This window comes from Clostridium sp. (genome assembly GCF_021443865.1).
In the GTDB taxonomy this organism is placed as follows: domain Bacteria; phylum Bacillota; class Clostridia; order Clostridiales; family Clostridiaceae; genus Clostridium.
Genome location: NZ_JABUTB010000002.1, coordinates 1 through 16873, shown reverse-complemented (window position 1 = coordinate 16873; position 16873 = coordinate 1). Strand labels below are relative to the sequence as shown.

Sequence of the window (16873 nt, the reverse complement as noted above, 5' to 3'; positions counted from 1 at the left end):
GTCACATATATATAAAAATAAGGATAAACCGTAATTGATATTTCTACAGTTTATCCTTTAATATTACTCTCTATTAGCTTTATTAGGTTTCTTTCTAATCTTAAATCGTCTTCTTTTGTCCTTTTTTTAGGATTATTGGTTCTTCCACCTGCACGTCTTATTTTTTGAGATATGTGTCTTTCTTCTAATAATCTATCAATATTTTCTTCATTATAATAATATCCCTTAGGATTTATTACATAGGCTTTTTTACCTAAAGCAATAGCTGCCACTCCATAATCTTGACTAATTACTATATCTTTTTCTTTACATATGTTTATTACATACATATCTACACTTTGAAATCCACTATCTACTACTTTAACTTCTCCATATTCTAAATATATATAATGGTTGATATCACAAAAAACTATTAATTCCAGATTATATTTTTTTGCTATATTTTCAATAATGGAGATGCCTGGACAAGCATCTCCATCTACAATAATTCTCATTATTTTAATTTAGCTTCTAATTCAGCTTTTAATTCTTCAAAACCTGGTTTTCCAAGTAAAGCAAACATGTTCTTCTTGTATGCTTCAACTCCTGGTTGGTCAAATGGATTAACTCCTAATAAATATCCACTAATTCCAACAGCTTTTTCGAAGAAGTAAACCATATATCCAAAGTAATATGGGCTAAGTTCTGGAATATTTAACACCATATTTGGAACTCCTCCATCATTATGAGCTAATAAAGTTCCATTAAATGCTTGCTTATTAACAAAGTCTATAGTTTTGCCTGTTAAGAAGTTTAATCCATCTAAATCTCCTTTAGCTTCTTCTATTAAAACTTCTCTTTTAGCTTTTTCTACATTAAGAACAGTTTCAAATAACATTCTACTTCCTTCTTGGATGTATTGTCCCATTGAATGTAAGTCTGTAGAGAAATCTACTGCAGCAGGGAAAATTCCTTTTTGATCTTTTCCTTCTGATTCTCCAAATAATTGCTTCCACCATTCGTTGAAATAGTGTAATCCTGGTTCATAGTTAACTAATATTTCTACATTCTTACCTTTATTATATAGAATATTTCTCATTGCTGCATATTTGTAGCAATCATTATTCATAACATCATCAGTTGCATATGCTTCTCTAGCATCTGCTGCACCTTGCATCATTTCATCTATGCTAATTCCAGCTACTGCTATTGGTAATAATCCAACTGCTGTTAATACTGAGAATCTTCCACCTACATCATCAGGAATTACAAAGGTTTCATATCCCATTTCATCAGCTAATGATTTTAAAGCTCCCTTGCTCTTGTCAGTTGTAGCAAATATTCTTTCTTTTGCTCCATCAACACCATATTTCTTTTCCATGTAATCTTTAAATACTCTAAATGCTATTGCAGGTTCAGTTGTAGTACCTGACTTAGAAATAACATTTACACTTATATCTAATCCTTCGATTGCATCTAAAAGGTCAGCTAAGTATGTTGAACTAATGTTGTTTCCAACAAAGAATACTTGTGGTGTTTCTCTTTTATTTTTTCCTAAAACATTATAAAAATTATTATTTAACATTTCTATAGCAGCTCTTGGTCCTAAGTATGAGCCACCTATTCCTATTACTATTAAAGCATCTGAATTTTTCTTTATCTTTTCAGCTGCGTTCTTTATTCTTTCAAATTCATTTTTGTCGTAGTTTATCGGTAAATCTAACCACCCTAAAAAGTCATTTCCTGCGCCTGTTCCATTCATAAGAGTGTTATGTGCACTTTTAACCATTGCCTCCATATTAACTAACTCTTGTTCTAATTTTACATATGGTTCTACTTTAGATAAATCTAGTCTTAAACCTTTATTCATTAATTTAACCTCCGAATCTTTCTAGGAATTTTTGTCGATTTATACTTATATATTATACCATAGTTTAACTTATATAATAAAAAATTTTTCTAAATTAATAGTATTTTGTAGATTTATATAAAATTTTCTATGTAAATTCAATAAAAATATTTCTCTTTTATATTATGCTCATTTATTTTAAATTATAATTTAATCACTATTTTAAATTAAAAAAAGAATTATTAAAGTGATTTGAAAAATCACTTCGATAATTCTTTATCTTATATTTAAAAATATTATGCTAAAATTAAATCCTTTAGATAAACCCAGCTACTTATTTCTTTTAATAAGGCTTTATTATCTGTTATTTTACTAACTGTATAAGTTTCTTTCTTCACCCACTCTGGAATTGTTTCTCCTGTTGCATAGTTAGTTCCAACTACCTTTACCTTAGATCCTTCTACTATAGTCCCTGTTATTGGATACACCTTTACTCCATTATTATTAAATACACTATAACCAGGATTTGCATCTGCGCAATCTATTGCATTTTGTAAGTTACTAAAGGCTCCTATTTGTGAAGCTGAATCTTCCCAAGTTCTTCTTACCCTATATAGCTCTGTTGGTGGTGGATTTAGATTATCTATTTCCACTTGTATAATATTTAAGAATCTTTGCCATCCCATATCTAGGGTTCTATGAGGACAATATTTACCACTAAAATCTTGATGTTTTTTCACATTATTTATTGTCCATCCATATTGTTTTAATAATGCTGCAACTTCCTTTGCTGCTCTTTTCTCTGCATTAATAAACCTATCCCCTCCTGATTTTGAATAACAAATTTCTACCCCTATATAATATCTGTTACCTTCACCAGTTCCTCCATCTCCAGCATGCCAGCCATTTCTATTTAGTGGCAAACCTAGAATTGCCTCCTTATCATCTACAGCAATATGAAAAGATGTAGAGTTAGTATTAGTTTGCATGTAAGAAATCTCATTTGATGCAGAAGCATCATTTGCAGTATTGTGAATACAAATCCCCCTTGGTGTCATTGAATAAGGGCATTTCAAGCTATACTTGTCTGATGAAATTAGTCTTTGAATTAAAGCCATTTAAAATCCTCTCCTTTTTTATTTTTATTATTTTAGAAAGTACCTTCTCATGTCTTATATACGTAATAAAATAAACTTTTTTAAAAGTTCTTAAATAAAATTCTAAAATTAAATATTTATGTTAAAATCATATTAATTTAAAGTTATAAAAGGGAGATAAACTTATGAATTTAACAATAAAAAAAGATTGTTTTGATATTAATTGGAAGGAAGTTAGAAATATTATAAAAACAGTAGGAATGTCATATGTAGGTGAGGAGCTTCATAAAAAGTCCTTTGAGAATAGTTATACTGTTGTTTTTATTTTTGATAATGAAAAGCTAATAGGCTTTGGTAGAGCAATTTCAGATGGTGTCCGACAATCTGCTATATATGATGTTGCTATTTTACCAGAATATCAAGGTTTTGGTGTAGGCAAATTAATTATTGAGAATATAATAAATAATACCCCTACTTGCAATTTTATTCTTTATGCATCTCCAGGTAAGGAAGGTTTCTATGAATCCCTTGGCTTTAGAAAATTAAAAACTGGCATGGGTTTATTTATGGATATGGAAAGAATGAAAGCTAGAAACTTTATAGAATAAAATTTTTTCTTATATTAATCTAATGATAGTAACAAATATTATGCAGTCTACATAGTATAGAATATGTGCATTACAATTATGAATGTGCAAATATAATTATATTTATGGAGATGGATAACATGACTTATAGTTATACAAATGATAATTGGTTTTTCTATACTGATGACAAAAAAGAAGATAAAAAAGATAACTGCTGTAGAGAAAGAGAAAAAGACCACGGTAAAGATAGAGAAGAAGATAAGAAGAGAAAAGATGAATATTTCTGTAAATGCTACAGAAAAGAAGAAGAAGAGAAAAAAGATGAATGTGGATGTCCTAAAAAGCACCATGAAGATAAATGTGATAAAGATGATAAGAGAAAAGAACCTGTAGAACTTTATTGTAAATGCTACAAAAAAGAAGAAGAAAAGAAAGAAAAAGACTGTGAAGAAGATAGAAAAGATCATGACGACTATTGTAAGTGTCCAAGACCTAAAAAAGAAAAAGACTGTCATGAAGACAAAAAGAAAGATGATGAATATTTCTGCAAATGCTATAGAAAAGAAGAAGATAAAAAAGACAGAGATGAAAAAGATAATTGTTGCAGAAGAGAAGATGAATATAAAGAAGATAGATGCAGAAAAGATTATGATGATAAGAAAGATGATAGATGCTGTAGAAGAGATTATGATGATAAGAAAGATGACTATTCTTATGAAGATTACTTCAAATGGTGCAAACGTAACTATGAAGGAAGAAATAAATAGTAATTTATATTTTTAATATTATTTAATCTTAAATGTCTTAGCTGTATCTTATAGGGTTATGCCTTATAAGATACAGCATTTTTTTATACTAATCTCTAATTAAACATAAAAAAATTAAGAGCCACCTAAGCAGCTCCTAATTAATCTTATATTATAGGATAGTCCCTTAATATAACTACTTTGTAATTGTGTCGAAAATTATATAGGTAATGCTTTTATTATATAAATCCCCTTATTAATATTCACAATCACCTATAGGGTTTTCAATTAAAGTTGCAATTCTAAACATATGCTTATGACCATCACTCTCTCTTGTACAAGCAAATACATAATGAACATGTCTTTGTCCATTACCTACTGATATTGCTGGGCCTGTACATATATCAATTACATGATAATGGTCATTAAAGTTATCTGTTCTAGTTACTATTCTATGAATATGATTGCCACCTTTACAAGGTATTGCATCTCCACTAACTCCTGCAAAACGGTGATTATGATATTCACCATCAAGACCTTCTCTAACTATTTCTGTACTACCAAGAAATTCGTGAACGTGATTTCTTACCTCTTCGTCACATCTTACTGTAGTTACTTCTTCTTCACATCTCATGGTTTAACCCCTTTCTCTTTTGTTACCTAACTTTTCATTAAATAATCTTTTGTTACATAATATATAATATTTATTTACCATTGTTTTTGTTACTACTTTATAAATAAATATCTTTCCATCCCCAATTTTCCCAGTATAAAGTACCTTTTGTACAGTTTCAACAATAGCTTCTGTTGGTATTTTGCATACAACAACATCAATCTTAACCTTAGGAAGAAGCCTAGTATCCATAGGTGCTCCTCTGAAGAAGGTTGGATTTCCTTTTTGCATACCGTGTCCTAAAACATTTGTCACTGTAAGTCCTGTTACACCAAGCTTTTCAAGAGCAAAATCTGGATATGCAATATTGCTATGTTCTCCAATATCAAGTCCTGCTATTTCTTCTTCAGCAGATACACGAATTCCTACTGTTTTCTTAATTAAATACCATACAGCTAGAGATGATATAAATACAAAGGCTCCTACAGAAACTATACCTATTAATTGAACTCCAAGTAATTGGAATCCCCCACCATAGAATAAACCATTTTGTGTAGATAAAGTTGTAACCCCTTCTTTTGCAAATAATCCAACTTTTCCATTATACGTTGAAGATTTTCCGTTAATATTTTATAATTATTTTGTACAATTTTTATATTATTGAGGTGATAATATGAGGAGGTTCGCAAGTTCTTTATTATCTTTTGTAATGATTTTTACCTTATTTGGATGTGTTAGAGAGTCACATGAAGAAGAAATCAAAAATGCTGTGGGTGATTACTTTTCATTAATTAAATCAGGTGATTACAATAAGTCTATGGAAATGACTAATAAGGATAAAGGAGATTTTAAGGATAGTTTTGGCTTTTCTAATCTTGATGACAAACTATTAAATAATTTAATTAACACTAATATGGGTGATGTATTTAATGAGGAAGCCGAAAGTTTCATCTCTTTTGTAATGAGTAAATCAATTGGAGATTATTCAATTGATAAAGTTAAAGAAAAAAATGGAACTGCTATAGTTTCATTAAGCGGAAAATGTTTTGACTTTACAAAATTTGATCCTTCAAGTTTTGATTTTAATATTGAAGAATTATCCACAAAATATTTAAATGAACATAAAGATGAATTAAAGAAAATCTATACTAATGAAGGTCAAGCTTCAATGAATCAAAAGATTATAGATAATATATCCCCTGAAATATTCGATGAATTAAAAAAGGATATTGATGATATCGAAGAAGTAGAATTTAAAATGGAGATTTTATTAAAGAACATAGATGGACAATGGCTAATTTCTAATATTCACCAGGTTCAAGAAGAAAGTTAATTTAAATTACTAATAAAATTAATAGGTGCTGCTTTGGCAACACCTTATTTCTTTTACTCTTCTATACTTTTTAGGTATTCTACAAATTGACGTGCTGTTCTTCCAGAGCGTCCTCCTCTTTCCATAGCATGGCGCTCTGCAAGTATATCGATATTTTCAATGTTCTTCACATTATATTCCTTTAGTAATCCATGGACAATATCAAGATACTCCTTCTTATCTGGTTTAGAAAAACATATTGAAAGTCCAAATCTATCAGATAATGATATTTGCTCTTGTATAGTTTCATTTCTATGAATATCATCCCCATCTCTATCTGAAAAGGATTCTTGTACTAAATGCCTTCTATTACTAGTAGCATAAATAACTACATTTGATGTTTTAGTTGTTACAGAACCTTCTAAAATTGCTTTTAAAGCTCCAATTTCCTCATTGTTTTTTGCAAAAGATAAATCATCAATAAATATAATGAATTTCAATGGATTATTTGAAAGCTTCTCTATTAGCTCTGGAATTTTAAGTAGCTCCCCTTTTCTTACTTCTATCATCCTTAATCCCTTATTAGCATATTCATTTACAATAGCTTTTACAGTAGATGATTTTCCTGTTCCTGCATCTCCATATAAAAGTACATTAGATGCTGGTTTATTATTAATAAAAGCATAAGTATTATCAAGTACTCTCTTGCGTTCTCTTTCATAGCCAATATGATTAGATAATTTAATATTATCAGGATACTTTACAGGAATTATATCTCCATTATTATATGTAAACATAATATTATTTGCGTATATTCCATATCCTAAGGTAAATAGCTTGTCCATTCTTTCCTTATACATTACTTTAAAATCATAATGTAAACTTGTTTCCCACTCTGGTAAAAATATATTACATCCTATTCCACTCTTTATATCCTTTGCCGTAATTCTTGAAATCTCCTGTAAGGTTTGAAGTTCTTCAATAACACATCTTTCTAGCCTTTGAGATATTCTTTCTCTATTAGATAATTTTCTTACATATAAATTTTCATCCAGTGTAATAAGCTGCCATATATAATCAGAAAGATTTTCATTTCTTTGAAAAAGTTCATGAACAAAATTACTATACTTTTCTACCTTATCTAATAAATTTAATTCCTTCATATTAATAATATCTAAAAATACTCTTATAACCTTATCATCTAGTATGTTATTAAATACTACAAAGGATTTTATCTTTAAATTTATTTCTTCTAATGAATTCATAAAACTCCCTCCTTAATATAATTATAGTTTATTTTAACCTTTCAAACAATTTACAGAAATACTCAATGTTCCTTAAACATACTTAATTAAACTATATTAAAGTAAAATTAAAAGTAGCAGATATTCTTCCTACTATCTGCTACTTTAAAATTTTCATAAAATTTAGTCTGATTTAAATAAATAAAATTTCCTAATATACTTTAACTCCTAATACAGAATTAGCCCAAGATGATAATTTATCTTTAGTTTGTCTTCCATTAAGAAGTTTTCCTTCCTTCCAATTTATATTTGGATATTGTTTTTGTAGAATCACTTCACAATTTTCAATTCCACTTCCCCCAGAAGTTGCAAATGGGATAACTGTTTTTCCTTTAAAATCATAGCTTTCAATAAATGTATTTATTATTGTTGGAGCAATATACCACCATACAGGAAAGCCTATAAAAATCACATCATAATCTTGTATTTTAGCATCACCTTCTGCAATTTTAGGACGTGAATTAAGATTTTTCATTTCTATACTACTACGACTCTTTTTATTACTCCAATTTAGATCTTCCTTAGTATAAGGCACTTCAGGACTTATTTCATAAATATCTGAATTTATTGACTCTGCAAGTAACTTTGCTATCCTTTCAGTTACACCACTTGCACTAAAATATGATACTAAAACTTTATTACTCATTTCTCTTCCCCCCAAATATTTTTTAAAATAATATTAATACCAACACCCTTGTAAACATTTACTTTATACTTAAATTATACCAATCTTTATTTTTTTCTTCAACCTACTGTTATTTGACCACATTTTTTTGCCATTGATATAATATATGTATAAACAATTAAATAATATAATTTGCATAGAATTTTAAATAAAAAACTGTCCTAGAATCTAAAATTAATTTAGATTCTAGGACAGCTTTATACTATTTTAGGTCTATTCAAATTCAATAGTTGCTGGTGGTTTTCCTGTACAATCATAGAATACTCTATTTACACCTTTAACTTCATTTACAATTCTAGTTGTTACTTTTCCTAGTACTTCCCATGGAAGGTCAGCTGATTCTGCTGTCATGAAATCACTTGTAGTTACAGCTCTAAGTGCTACTGCATAATCATAAGTTCTTTCATCTCCCATTACACCTACTGATCTCATGTTAGTAAGTGCTGCAAAGTATTGACCTATTTCTTTATCAATACCAGCCTTTGCAATTTCTTCTCTATAAATTGCATCTGCTTCTTGTACTATTTTAACTTTTTCTTCTGTTACTTCTCCAATTATACGTATTCCAAGTCCTGGTCCTGGGAATGGTTGTCTGAAAACTAATTTTTCAGGAATTCCAAGTTCTAAACCTGCCTTACGCACTTCATCCTTAAATAATAATCTTAATGGTTCAATTATTTCTTTAAAATCTACATAGTCTGGAAGTCCTCCAACATTATGATGTGATTTTATAACTGCTGATTTTCCAAGACCACTTTCAATTACATCTGGATAAATAGTTCCTTGTACTAAGAAATCTACAGTTCCAATTTTCTTTGCTTCTTCTTCAAATACTCTAATGAATTCTTCACCAATTATTTTTCTCTTTTGTTCTGGTTCTTCTACGCCTTTTAATTTTTCATAGAATCTTTCCTGCGCATTTACTCTAATAAAGTTTAAGTCATATTGTCCATTTGGTCCAAATACTTCTTCAACTTCATCACCTTCATTTTTACGAAGTAAACCATGATCAACAAATACGCATGTTAATTGGCTTCCCACTGCCTTTGAAAGTAATACTGCTGCAACTGATGAATCAACACCACCTGATAATGCACATAATACCTTACCATTTCCAACCTTTTGACGAACTTCTTCAATTGTTTTTTCAACAAAGGAATCCATTTTCCAATCTCCAGCACATTTACAAACATTATATAAGAAATTTGATATCATCTTAGTTCCTTCTTGTGTATGCATAACTTCTGGATGATATTGAACTGCATAAAGATTTTTTTCTTCATTTTCCATAGCTGCTACTGGACATACTGGTGTATTAGCTATTACTTTAAAGCCTTCTGGTGCTTTTTCTATGTAATCTGTATGACTCATCCAACAAATTGTAGATGGTGATACACCTTCAAATAACTTAGAATCTACATTTATATCTACTTTAGTTTTACCATATTCACTTACTGGAGCAGTTGCAACTTTTCCACCAAGCATATGAGCCATTAATTGTGAGCCATAGCATATTCCAAGAATAGGAATACCAGCTTCAAATAAACTCTTTTCACATAAAGGAGAATCTTCTCCATAAACACTATTTGGTCCACCAGTAAATATTATCCCCTTTGGATTCATTTCCTTTATTTCTTCAACACTTACAGTATGGGGATGAACTTCACAATAAACTCCACACTCTCTAACTCTTCTAGCTATTAATTGATTATATTGACCACCAAAGTCAATAACTAAAACTAACTCTTTATTCATAGGTTACCTCCAACCTTTAATTCTATCTACTATACTAATTCTATCTTATCCATCCTTCGTTGTCTATTTTCACACAAATGAGAAGGAATCAATAATTAAAGAATGAAAAAATGAAGGAATGAAAGAATTATGGTAATTATTAAGGTATATGCAATAATTAAATATCCAATATTATTTATTCATTTTTTTCATTAACACTTAAAATGCAATCTTAAGTGAAATCTTCATTTCTTCATCATTCTTAATTCCATATAACTCAGCTGGCTGAGTTATCTCCTAAATTATGCATTATCAATTACACATTATGCATTTTACAGCAAATTTATTTGCTGTAATTAGGTGCTTCCTTAGTTATATTTACATCATGTGGATGACTTTCTCTAATTCCTGATGCAGTTTGAACTACGAATTTAGCATTTTCATATAAATTATCTAAAGTAGGTGCTCCTAAATATCCCATTCCTGATCTAATTCCACCTAATAATTGATATATAGTGTCTGATAGGTATCCCCTATATGCAACTCTTCCTTCAACACCTTCTGGTACAAATTTCTTAGTTCCATTTTGGAAGTATCTATCACTTGATCCCTTTTCCATAGCTCCAAGAGATCCCATACCTCTATATACTTTATATCTTCTTCCTTCATATATTTCTGTTTCTCCTGGTGCTTCATCACAACCAGCAAACATTGAACCCATCATAGCAACAGATGCTCCAGCAGCTAAAGCCTTAACTATATCTCCTGAATATTTTAATCCACCGTCTGCAATTATTGGTACTCCATATTTTCTTCCTTCTTCAGCACAATCCATAACCGCTGTTAATTGTGGCACACCTACTCCTGCAACTATTCTAGTTGTACAAATTGATCCAGGTCCTATACCAACCTTAACACAATCTGCACCAGCTTCTATTAAATCTCTAGTAGCTTCTGCAGTTGCAATATTACCTGCTATTATTTGAAGGTCTGGATACTTAGCTTTAATTTTTCTTACTGCATCCATAACTCCCTTTGAATGTCCATGAGCAGTATCTAATGTAATAACATCTACATTAGCCTTAACTAAAGCATCTACTCTTTCCATCATATCAGCAGTAATTCCAACAGATGCTCCACATAATAATCTTCCTTTAGAATCCTTTGCTGCATTTGGATATGCTTTTGCTTTTTCTATATCTTTAATAGTTATTAATCCCTTTAAATTATTATCATCATCTACTAAAGGTAGCTTTTCTATTTTATGCTTCTTTAATATTTCTAAAGCTTCTTCTAAAGTAGTTCCTTCCTTTGAAGTTATAAGTGGGCTCTTAGTCATAACTTCTGAAATTGGTCTATCATAATCTGTCTCAAATACTATGTCTCTGTTAGTTATTATTCCAATTAATTGAGTTCCATGAGTTATAGGAACCCCTGAAATTCTATATTGAGACATAAGCTCTTGAGCTTCTCTTATAGTATGGCCTTCTGATAAGAATATAGGATCTGTAATAACTCCATTTTCTTGTCTCTTAACTTTGTCAACTTCTTTTGCTTGTTCTGCTATAGTCATGTTTTTGTGAATAATTCCGATGCCACCTTCTCTAGCCATAGCAATTGCCATTTTTGATTCTGTTACTGTATCCATACTTGCACTCATTAAAGGAATATTTAATGTTATTTTCTTTGTTAATTTAGTTTTTAAGCTAACTTCATTAGGTAAAACCTCAGATTTATTTGGTACTAGTAATACGTCATCAAAAGTATAAGCAGTTTTAATAATTGTTGCCATAGTTTTTCCCCCTAAAATAATTTTTATCTTTCATTTTTCAAACCATATGAAATATTTATTTCTTTTAAAGCTCTATTTTTATGTACAAAAAAAGACATACTAATCTTCTAAGTGAAGTTAATATGCCTAAAAATCTATATAACAAATATAGATATAGTATATCAAAATCACTCATAGTCGGAAATTTAAGGTTTCCGGTAGATACTCTCTGCCATATTCAGAGGATATACGAGTAAAGTTTATGTCCATTTTTTTAAATTTATAGATATTATATATCTCTGCTATGTTATTGTCAACAAATTTGCAATTTACATTTCAATTATTTTATTTTTTGGTTAATTCTTATCCAATTTCAATGAAATTCCAAATCAATCTTTCATCTTATATGCTTATCTTAACCCTATATAAGTTCCTTCATAAACATTTTTTTAAAATCTAAAAGAGTATTTGCCACTATATTATTTAGGTAATTTATTTATAATGTGGTAAACTTAATCTATTAAATATAAAAAAGGATCGTACATAACGACCCTTTTAAAATACTTATCATTTATACTATTCTAGAATAAATCTGGTAGGCTTGGGCTTTGATTTATTGGTTGTGGAGTAATTATGCCAACATCTTTTGATGTATTACTAAATATAATTTTATTAGTTAGAGTATCTCCTGCTCCAAGTCCTTCTTTAACTCTAGCTTGATATATAACTAATATATCTCCACCTAATGGTTGATTATTTTCATTAACATTATTAATAGCTATTTTAAATTTATTGTCTTCATTATCTTCTATACTTCTTGCTAGTTCCATCAACGTATTATTACCAGAAGAATCTGTTAAAACCTTATATACTTTTATATTATTAATGTCTACAGAATTAAAATTCTTATCTAAATTTAAATCAAAGGTAACATTGCTTCCTCCTAGAGTAAATCTAGAACTAAAGGTTACTGTTGCTCCTTGTGCAATCTCAAAAGCCTTATTATCATTCTCTTGAATATATACTTTATTGCCTATAATACCATTGTATAATCCATGACTGATATTTTTGACTTCTTGCTTTAAGTTCACTATAGGGGTATCTAATTTTTTTGATTCAGTAGTTAAATCAAATTTATTATACCTCATATAGCTATTACCAAATTCTAACTTGAGGTTATTATTGTCTTTCACTTTAACTGAAAAATAAATATCTGATGGTTTATTAGCTTTAAATATATATCTTCCATCTCTCATTTCTCCAGAATAACTGTATTCTATTGGATTGGCCAGAGAAAATTTTAATTTATTTCCGTCGGTAGTAACTGATTTTATACCAGAAGCTGTTCCTTGAACATATTCAAAATTATTATTTAAATTGAATTCAAACTCTGGATTAATAGTATTCTTATTTGTAACTCCACCTTTTAATCTATCTGCAACTTCTTGCATATCCTGGTCAGTAGTATTATAGTTTCCTGAATTATCAAAAGTACCTAATATATAATCACTTTTTAATTTTTCCGAGTTATATATTCCTCCTAAACTCTCATGTAATTGCCTTAAATTTGTATTAGTCTGATTACTAATATCTAAAGAAATAATTTTATATCCCTTACTTTTAATATCATTTAAAACTGTTGAATCATAACTAACACTTCCAGTATTTATTAGTACTATAGCTTTACGTACATTGCTATTCCCAAAATTATCAAATACTTTTTTAGCTGCATTTACTGCATTAGTAAAATTTCTATTATTACTATTAGAAATTTTTATAATATCATTCTGATATAGCATTCTATATCCATCTTTAGAATTAGCATCACTTACATCAAATAATGGTTTTAAAAGATTAATATTACTAGAAAAACTCTTCATTTCAACTTCTTTTGGTTGATCTATTCTCTTTCTATCTCCTATATAAGCATAATCATCGTAAGTTACTACTCCAAATTTTATATTTTTAAAATCATCTGAATTAATTATTTTATTTGTAATAGCATTTTTAAAATAAGACCATCTTTGATCCTTATTCATTTTACTTGATATATCAATAATAAATATAACTTCTCCTATTGATTCCTTATTAAAGTCTACATTGTTAGTTGTAAATTCTTTTGGGTCAATTGAATACTTTAAAGTTATTGGGCTATTTTTATCTGCATTATCTATTATTGAATCACTTTCTAGCTTTGCCAAAATATTAGGTGCTTCATTACTATTTACTGTAACTTTCAAATCTGTATTTATTACTTCATTTATACTTGTTCCATTCCATAGATAATTAACTCTAATGCTATCTAAAACCTTTTGGTTTGCACCAACCTTCTTTGAATTCATAACAAAACTAAAGGGAATATCTGCTGTATAAATTATTTTATTATTTGAATTAACTGCTTTATAATATATAGGATTTAAATTAATAGATTTTGCTTGATTTTTAGCAGTAAACTCACTAGTAAAAGTTAAATCCATAGTTGCATTTTTAATAGCATAATTTTTTGTAATTTTATCTGATACAGTACTGAAAATAGCTTCTATAGTTTTTCTATTATAAGAAGGATCAGTTGTATCTAAAAATAATCCATAGTTTTCATAATCCTCTTTTTTTAAATTAGATCCTATCATGGAAGAATGTATTTTTTCTAAATTTTGAATTTCGATTTTTCTTTGCTGCTCATTTTTACTATCTAAATCTATCCCTATAGTAAATACATTATATCCTTTATTTTTTATAATATTTCCTACTGCTTCAGCATATTGCAAACCTTTTTCACTATCACTTGTAATAATATTTGTTTTATTGCTATCTTCTTTATACTTAGTTGTATCCAAATACATATTACCCTTACTATCTACAGTTCTACTATCTGGATTTCCTTCACCAATTAATATTATAGTCTTTTCAGCATTAGTTTTATTTTCCCCGTTACTATCTAATAAATATACGGCTTGTCTTAATGCTTCTCCTATGTTTTTATTTACATTGCTTTTATTTGGCTTTAGATTTCCTAAATACTTTTTTATTTCTCCACTATCATTATCTTTCTCGTTATTAATATCAATTAATTTTTGATTATTTATTTCTGCAATTTCTGCATTACTATTATAAGTTACAATGCCTATTTTTAAATTTTCAGCTAACTTATCAGTTTTTAATTTTCCTATAAAGTTTTTTAATGGGTTTACTATTTTATTAAATCCACCATTATTATTATTTTTAGAAATATCTAAAACAATTACTATTTCTTTATTTATTGTTGTAGTATCTTGTATTGTGCTTTTTAAAGTCCCATTTACAGTAATATCATCACCTTTTATTGAAGGATCTGGATTTGCACTTAAACTCTTTATAGTAAATTGAGGCTTATTCTCCGTTACAGCTCTTATTATAATATCTCTTAATGGAATTAAGCTTAATATAAAAGTTAATACTATTATTATGCTTAATATCTTTGCATTCTTTTTAATTATAATCACCTCCAATATTATTTATTTCTTAACTTCACAATTATACTAACTGGGATAGTTACATCCGAATATCCCTTTTTCTTATTCAAAACTAATGAAATCTCTAAACCTGTAGAATCATAAAAATTTCCTTTTGGATTCATTCTATAATCTAAAGGCCTAACTTTAAATTCTGTAACATTTTTTGATAAATCCCTTGGAAGCCTTAAACTTGCATCTGAAATTACATCCCCATACTCATTTACCTTATTTAATGTTAATGTTTTATTTGCACTATTATATATAAAGGTGAAATATTCCATGCCTATTTTAAATGTTAATTCACTCACGTTTATCTTCCCGTCTTCAGGCAACCCTTCATAATTATATTTATTAGATGAAGTAATTCCTATGTCATTTATTCTGCTTATACCTTCAGCTTGTGTGCCATATTTCAATAACTCCATATAAATTTGCTCTGATTCCATTTGAAGATCTGAATTTATTTCTGTAGTTGCTAATGTTTTGCTATTACTTAAGAAGAAAGTGTAAACTACTCCAAGAACTATCACCGTTATACTTATGGCAATTATAAGCTCTAATACTGTAAAAGCCTTTTTCTTATTTCTCATAATTCCACCTCTTCTATTTAACAATTTTCCATAGTGATTTTGAAAGGAATTTATCCACACTATATAATTCTGAAGTTGAAGTAACCCTTACTTCTTGTCTATTTCCTTTTTCTCCTACAAATATATCTTTTAATAAATCTTGATTTAAAGCTAAAACATTTCTTACAACTTGTGGATCATAAGTTATATTTTTATTACCTGTCCCTTTTAGAATTATATTTCCTGTTGTAATTATATTTCCTGTGAAATTAAACTCAACATCACTATCTATAGTTATATCTCCATTAGTTATAATTAAGCCTTTATCTATAGTTTGTCCGTTATATTTATTATTCTTGATTTCTATCTTATCATCTTTCTTACCATTTAAAATAACAACACCTGCACTTATGTTAATGGAGCTATTCTCAATACCTAAAAGTTTGTCAAAATTAATTTGATCTTTAACAGTACGCTTAACCACTTGATCTGAATTTTCATAGTTTGTAGCATCACCCATTGCAAATACATTTCTTTCAAATTCTTTTCTTTTCTCATCTACTATATTTAAATCTTCACTACTTACATTAGGCTTTCTAATTTTTCCGTCTTTATCCTTAACACTTGCTCCAGCTGACTTAACTTCACCTTTAAGCTCTACTCCACCATCGTTAAATAAATATTTACCTTCCTTATTTACAGCATTGTAGTATTCAGCAAAATATTCTCCCTTAATAGTAGCATTAGATTTATTATCTTTACTTTCTAATAATTGTAATGGAGAATAATATTTTAATGTAACATTATTTTCCCCATATAAAATATTATCAACATCAGTATAAGCTAAATAATTTCCCTTTACAGCTACTGATTCTCCTGTTTGATATTTCTTACCATCATCACCTATTGTATTTAAATAAGCAACTCCCATAATATAAGAATCTTTTTCTACTGTTAGCTTAGAAGTACTATTAGGATTATTTATAATAATACTACTAGAACTTAAAGCCTTTGGAGCTGTCTCTGTCTCTATATTCTTATCATTTATCCCATAAAAGTTACCTTTTATAGATATATCACTATTACTGGTGTTCATAGCTAAATCATTATTAGCTATTACATCCTTATTAAAA

At 28.6% G+C, this 16873-nt stretch carries 14 protein-coding genes, 1 pseudogene and 1 riboswitch; of the genes and pseudogenes, 3 read left to right on the top strand and 12 right to left on the bottom strand.

All coding sequences use genetic code 11. The features are described 5' to 3' along the window. Window positions 1-50 precede the first annotated feature (50 nt). The 3 genes from HUJ77_RS00300 to HUJ77_RS00290 form a co-directional block, all read right to left on the bottom strand. Window positions 51-494, bottom strand: a complete 444-nt coding sequence (locus tag HUJ77_RS00300; protein WP_291706569.1) for a YaiI/YqxD family protein — start codon at window positions 492-494, stop codon at window positions 51-53. After that, a complete protein-coding gene (locus HUJ77_RS00295; RefSeq protein WP_291706568.1) occupies window positions 494-1849 on the bottom strand; it encodes a glucose-6-phosphate isomerase in 1356 nt (451 codons plus the stop codon). The genes HUJ77_RS00300 and HUJ77_RS00295 overlap by 1 nt, the downstream gene beginning before the upstream one ends. Before the next feature lie 275 nt (window positions 1850-2124). Beyond that, window positions 2125-2946 carry an N-acetylmuramoyl-L-alanine amidase gene (locus HUJ77_RS00290; RefSeq protein WP_291706567.1) on the bottom strand — a complete coding sequence of 274 codons (822 nt, stop codon included), beginning with the start codon at window positions 2944-2946 and terminating at the stop codon, window positions 2125-2127. A 164-nt stretch (window positions 2947-3110) separates the two neighbouring features. Here HUJ77_RS00290 and HUJ77_RS00285 point away from each other — a divergent pair, with 164 nt between their 5' ends. Both HUJ77_RS00285 and HUJ77_RS00280 read left to right on the top strand, forming a co-directional pair. Next, window positions 3111-3533, top strand: coding sequence for a GNAT family N-acetyltransferase (locus HUJ77_RS00285; protein WP_291706566.1), 423 nt, complete (start codon window positions 3111-3113; stop codon window positions 3531-3533). A gap of 119 nt (window positions 3534-3652) precedes the next feature. Beyond that, window positions 3653-4279, top strand: a complete 627-nt coding sequence (locus HUJ77_RS00280; RefSeq protein ID WP_291706565.1) for a hypothetical protein — start codon at window positions 3653-3655, stop codon at window positions 4277-4279. A gap of 235 nt (window positions 4280-4514) precedes the next feature. Here HUJ77_RS00280 and HUJ77_RS00275 read toward each other — a convergent pair whose 3' ends face one another. Both HUJ77_RS00275 and HUJ77_RS00270 read right to left on the bottom strand, forming a co-directional pair. Continuing rightward, window positions 4515-4892: a YmaF family protein gene (locus tag HUJ77_RS00275; RefSeq protein ID WP_291706564.1), complete on the bottom strand. Its 378-nt coding sequence runs from the start codon at window positions 4890-4892 to the stop codon at window positions 4515-4517. 3 nt (window positions 4893-4895) lie between these two features. Then, on the bottom strand, window positions 4896-5498 hold the full coding sequence (locus HUJ77_RS00270) for an ammonium transporter (RefSeq protein WP_291706654.1): 603 nt from the start codon (window positions 5496-5498) through the stop codon (window positions 4896-4898). A 46-nt stretch (window positions 5499-5544) separates the two neighbouring features. Here HUJ77_RS00270 and HUJ77_RS00265 point away from each other — a divergent pair, with 46 nt between their 5' ends. After that, window positions 5545-6204, top strand: coding sequence for a hypothetical protein (locus HUJ77_RS00265; protein WP_291706563.1), 660 nt, complete (start codon window positions 5545-5547; stop codon window positions 6202-6204). A 53-nt stretch (window positions 6205-6257) separates the two neighbouring features. Here the strand turns inward: HUJ77_RS00265 and HUJ77_RS00260 are convergent, their stop codons facing one another. The 7 genes and pseudogenes from HUJ77_RS00260 to HUJ77_RS00230 all read right to left on the bottom strand — a co-directional run. Next, a complete protein-coding gene (locus HUJ77_RS00260) occupies window positions 6258-7448 on the bottom strand; it encodes an ATP-binding protein (protein WP_291706562.1) in 1191 nt (396 codons plus the stop codon). A gap of 190 nt (window positions 7449-7638) precedes the next feature. Then, window positions 7639-8133: a flavodoxin gene (locus HUJ77_RS00255; protein ID WP_291706561.1), complete on the bottom strand. Its 495-nt coding sequence runs from the start codon at window positions 8131-8133 to the stop codon at window positions 7639-7641. A gap of 252 nt (window positions 8134-8385) precedes the next feature. Beyond that, on the bottom strand, window positions 8386-9927 hold the full coding sequence (gene guaA / locus HUJ77_RS00250; protein ID WP_291706560.1) for a glutamine-hydrolyzing GMP synthase: 1542 nt from the start codon (window positions 9925-9927) through the stop codon (window positions 8386-8388). Between the two features lie 322 nt (window positions 9928-10249). Next, window positions 10250-11698 (bottom strand): IMP dehydrogenase, encoded by a 1449-nt coding sequence (gene guaB, locus HUJ77_RS00245; RefSeq protein WP_291706559.1) that lies wholly within the window; start codon window positions 11696-11698, stop codon window positions 10250-10252. A 154-nt stretch (window positions 11699-11852) separates the two neighbouring features. Next, window positions 11853-11950: riboswitch (purine riboswitch) on the bottom strand. A 308-nt stretch (window positions 11951-12258) separates the two neighbouring features. Beyond that, on the bottom strand, window positions 12259-15159 hold the full coding sequence (locus HUJ77_RS00240; RefSeq protein ID WP_291706653.1) for a VWA domain-containing protein: 2901 nt from the start codon (window positions 15157-15159) through the stop codon (window positions 12259-12261). Window positions 15160-15167: 8 nt separating this feature from the next. Beyond that, window positions 15168-15761 carry a prepilin-type N-terminal cleavage/methylation domain-containing protein gene (locus tag HUJ77_RS00235; protein ID WP_291706558.1) on the bottom strand — a complete coding sequence of 198 codons (594 nt, stop codon included), beginning with the start codon at window positions 15759-15761 and terminating at the stop codon, window positions 15168-15170. Between the two features lie 13 nt (window positions 15762-15774). After that, a pseudogene (locus HUJ77_RS00230) lies at window positions 15775-16873 on the bottom strand (hypothetical protein); the annotation flags it as partial.